Origin of the sequence: Mesorhizobium waimense, assembly GCF_003601975.1 — a bacterium.
GTDB classification, from domain to species: domain Bacteria; phylum Pseudomonadota; class Alphaproteobacteria; order Rhizobiales; family Rhizobiaceae; genus Mesorhizobium; species Mesorhizobium waimense.
Window position 1 is genome coordinate 1 of record NZ_QZWZ01000115.1, and the last position, 4,146, is coordinate 4,146.

Consider the following 4,146-nt stretch of genomic DNA (forward strand, 5'->3'; position numbering starts at 1 on the left):
AAGTACGGTGTCTTCTACTCCGTCGTTGATCTCCAGGCCGCCATCAATCGCTTCATCACCGAGCACAATCAGCAATCCCAACCGTTCGTCTGGAGAGCCGACCCACACAAAATCATCGCTGCCGTCAGGCGCGGGCACCAAACGTTGGAATCAATCATAGGGACTAGTGCGTGCCGCCACGAGCGTGCTCATCGGCATATGCCCGAACATATTCCGGCGACACGAAGAACGCAGGAACGCATCGCGCAGATTCTGCTGGACTCCCGGATGGCGACCTTCGGACGGCGCATCTCGTACTACCATGCCCCCGACTCTATGCGGTACCTTTCGCAGACATACGCGGGCGAACAGAACCCGGCGGCGCCCGCATCAAATCAATGCCCAGTTTCGCTGACCTCGTGAATGGTCGGGCAGATCTCGACCAGCTTGTCGTAACGAACAATTCCCCGATCCTCTTTTCCGCACCAAGGCGATGGCAAACTCCCGACGCCTTGGTTTTCACGGCGTTTGATGCCGATTTCGAGAATTCGTCGGCAAAAGACGTGGATTCCCGCGAAATTCGTGAGGTGTTTGCCTGTATGCTACTTGCTAGGGAGGCGGCTGAGTGTCCTCCGGCGACTGATCGCGAGGAGAGGAACGATGAGCTTGAGCAATCTGGGAACCGAGCAACTCCGGGAGAAGGATCGAAACTTCGTCTTTCATCCGTCTACGCACTTAGCCAAGCACAGCCGCGGCGAGACGCCAAATCGGATCATGGCGAGAGCGGAAGGCGTCTACATCTGGGATACTGAAGGCCGAAAAAGCCTCGACGGTTTTGGCGGGCTCTATTGCGTCAATATGGGGTATGGCTGCACCGAGATAGCCGACGCAATTGCCCGGCAAGCACACGAGTTGCCGTTCGCGCATGTCTACGCCAGCCAGGGCACGGAGCCGGTTGCTCTCCTGGCGGAGGCGGTCGTCGAATATTTCGGCCAGAACATGCGAAGGGTCTATTTCGGTCTTTCCGGTTCCGACGCCAACGAAACCAACATCAAGCTGGTGTGGTACTACAATAACATTCTCGGCCGCCCTGAAAAGAAGAAGATAATCTCGCGACATCGCGGTTATCACGGTTCCGGGCTGGTCACCGGTAGCCTGACGGGCCTTCCGTTCTTTCACAAGTTTTTCGACCTGCCTTTGAGCCTGGTGCGCCATACAACGACACCACATTACTATCGCCAGGCGCATGAGGGCGAAACTGAGGAAGCCTTCTCCAAGCGATGTGCCGACGAACTTGAAACCCTTATTCTTGCTGAGGGCCCAGATACGGTTGCAGCCTTTATCGGAGAACCGGCACTTGGGACCGGCGGCATCGTTCCGCCTCCAAAGGGGTACTGGACGGCCATTCAAGAGGTGCTGGATAAGTACGATATCCTTCTGATCGCCGATGAAGTGGTTTGCGGTTTCGCGCGAACCGGTGAGAAATTCGGTTCCCACCTCTATGGCATGCGTCCGGATTTCGTCACCATCGCCAAGGGCTTGAGTTCCGCCTACCTCCCCATTTCCGGGTCGATTATCGGCGACCGCGTCTGGTCGGTCCTGGAAGAAGGAACGGAGAAGCACGGACCTCTCGGTCATGGCTGGACATATTCCGGTCATACGCTTTGCGCGGCGGCCGCACTTGCCAACATTCAAGTGCTTAAGGGAAGAAACATTCTGGAGCACGTCCGCGATGTCGGGCCCTATTGGCTTTCCCGTATGAAAGCCGAATTGGAGGGACATCCTATTGTCGGCGAAGTTCGCGGCATCGGAATCCTGTCTGCCGTAGAGCTGATGCGAGATCCCAAAGCGCGCGTACCGTTTGAGCCCGGACTTCAGGTGGGGGCGCGTGCCGCCGCTGCTCTGCTTGAGAATGGGGTCATCGGCCGGGCCATGCCGCATGGCGATATCCTCGGCTTTGCCCCGCCACTGATCATCACCAGGGACGAGGTGGACATCATCGTCGACGCCACCGCGAAATCGGTTGACACGGCGTTCCGCGCGCTAAAAGCCGAAGGCGCAGTATAATCTTTGCTGGCCCCCACCAGCTTTTTTTGCCGCGGCTGTCCGGTCCTCCCATTTGACCGCGGCCTTTGGGCGGCGAGCCCTGCCGGTGCACCTCCCCGCCGGCAGGGCGCATTTTTGAGACGTTGCAAGTCCACGTGGACTTGCAACCTGCAAGCAAGTTGCCGAAGACCCAAGGACAGACATGCAACCTGTCTTCGAAAGATTTCTGGAACGGCTTTGGGACAGCGTGGATGAGGTCGATTTCCACAGCGCTCTCGGCGATGTGGCCTCACAATTCGACCTGCTCGCCTTCGCCTACCTCTCGCTCCCGCCGCGCTCTAAGGACAAGCCCACGCTGATCTCGAACTATCCGGCGCCCTGGACAGCGCGCTATCTTGAGCACCGGTACCAGAGCGTCGATCCCGTCATAGTGCGCGCCCGCTGCGGCGGATACCCATTTCGATGGGGCTCCGCACTGCCGGGGGTTGAGCCATCAGAAGCCGAGCAGAGGGTCTTTGACGAAGCGGCGCAGTTCGGCATTTGCTGTGGTTTGACGATCCCGATTATGGATCACCGCGGCAATTTTGCGGCGATGACCTTTGCCGCTGACAAGCGCGATCCTGTATTTTTCCGCGTCGCGGAACGCTATGAAGACGATCTCCCATACGTTGCGACCTGTTTTCACATGTTTGTTCGACGAAAACTGTCCGCTGCCCGGATCGTCGACGGAGTGCCTTTGACGGCGCGCGAATACGAGTGCGCGCAATGGGTAGCACGTGGCAAGTCGGCCTGGGAGACGGGCTTCATTCTCGGGATCACACAGCGCACCGCCGAGTTTCATCTCGATAACGCCCGCAGGAAGCTCGGTGTAAAGACCAGAAGCCAGTTGGTTGCGCTTCTCATCGATTCGAAATCCTCGCATCGCTGATATTCCTACCTGTGCAACCGCACAGGCAGCGCAAGCGTAAAGCTTCGCCTCCAATACCGGTGAAATTTTCCCCGCGAGGAGGCTCTTGATGATCCAGCTGATTGCACCAGACTGTTACGAGGACTTTGCCGACGACCTGCATGCAATGCATCGCCTGCGCTACCGCGTCTTCAAGGAGAGGCTCGACTGGGCGGTACGAGGAAATGGCGGCTACGAGATCGATTCATTTGACGCGCTAAGGCCGCACTACCTGCTGATGCGCGGTTTCGACGGTTCTGTCGATGGGGGCGTGCGGCTCCTGCCCTCCACAGGCCCGACAATGCTTCGCGACACCTTTCCCGTGCTGTGGAGGGAAAGATGGCGCCCGACCACCCGAGCATATGGGAAAGCAGTCGCTTCGCGCTCGACATTCCCTCATCCACACCGAAGGGAGCGGGCGGCATTGCGATCGCCACTTACGAACTCTTCGCTGGCATGATCGAGTTAGGCCTCTCGCGCCACCTCAGCCATATCGTAACGGTCACCGACTTGCGCATGGAGCGCATCCTTCGTCGCGCCGGCTGGCCGCTTGAGCGAATCAGAGAGCCGCAAACCATTGGCGTTACCCGCGCCCTGGCAGGCTATCTCGAAGTCTCACCGCAGATGCTCCATGTGGTGCGGCAAAACGGCGGCATTGGCGGTCCAGTGCTGTGGGCGCCGGTGCTTGGCATGTGGCATGAGATTACGCGATGAAGGCGGGCAGGGGAGCACGATAATGCCCCTATCTGTCGCGCCAGATGCCGATCAGGACTGGCAGGATCACTCCTCCTATGGCTGCACCGCTCATTTGACGTTGCGTGGCTGGGCCTGGGAATTCTTGCATCGCAACTCGGCATTCCAGAGTGATCTGCTCGCTGCGCTCCAGCAGGCCCATAGACTGTCTCGCGGAGCCCTTATCGACGTTATCGCTTCGGCCGGCGATCTCTCGCGCTGGGGCGTTTTGTTTCGCTGAGCCTTACGGACGCAGTGCGGCCGTGTTCTGGTGTCCGCGCCGGTGCGCCCATGTACTGCCTGTCGTTGCGCAACAGTAATTACCCACCCTTTCGATGCGGCACGGTGCGTCGTCACTCGTCGTCGATGTCCGGGTACTGCGGGGGAGCCTTGCCGATCTTGCTGACGATCCTCTGGTAATTGGCATCGGGCTGCGCCTGCCC

3 protein-coding genes and 2 pseudogenes are annotated in these 4,146 nt (G+C 59.0%); all 5 read left to right on the plus strand.

Features of this window, described 5'->3' with window-relative positions:
• Positions 1-156: pseudogene (locus tag D3227_RS39750) on the plus strand (IS630 family transposase); the annotation flags it as partial.
• A 483-nt stretch (positions 157-639) separates the two neighbouring features.
• Positions 640-2,046, plus strand: a complete 1,407-nt coding sequence (locus D3227_RS39755; protein WP_120019402.1) for an aminotransferase — start codon at positions 640-642, stop codon at positions 2,044-2,046.
• 181 nt (positions 2,047-2,227) lie between these two features.
• A complete protein-coding gene (locus D3227_RS39760) occupies positions 2,228-2,953 on the plus strand; it encodes a LuxR family transcriptional regulator (RefSeq protein WP_120019403.1) in 726 nt (241 codons plus the stop codon).
• Positions 2,954-3,041: 88 nt separating this feature from the next.
• Positions 3,042-3,685: pseudogene (locus tag D3227_RS39765) on the plus strand (acyl-homoserine-lactone synthase).
• A gap of 22 nt (positions 3,686-3,707) precedes the next feature.
• Positions 3,708-3,944, plus strand: coding sequence for a transcriptional regulator domain-containing protein (locus D3227_RS39770; RefSeq protein WP_147377823.1), 237 nt, complete (start codon positions 3,708-3,710; stop codon positions 3,942-3,944).
• The last annotated feature ends 202 nt before the right edge of the window (positions 3,945-4,146 follow it).

What these genes read in the sequence shown, in the direction of transcription:
- D3227_RS39755 (WP_120019402.1), top strand. Translation starts at nt 640, where the DNA reads ATGAGCTTGAGCAATCTGGGAACCGAGCAACTCCGGGAGAAGGATCGA.
- D3227_RS39760 (WP_120019403.1), top strand. Translation starts at nt 2,228, where the DNA reads ATGCAACCTGTCTTCGAAAGATTTCTGGAACGGCTTTGGGACAGCGTG.
- D3227_RS39770 (WP_147377823.1), top strand. Translation starts at nt 3,708, where the DNA reads ATGCCCCTATCTGTCGCGCCAGATGCCGATCAGGACTGGCAGGATCAC.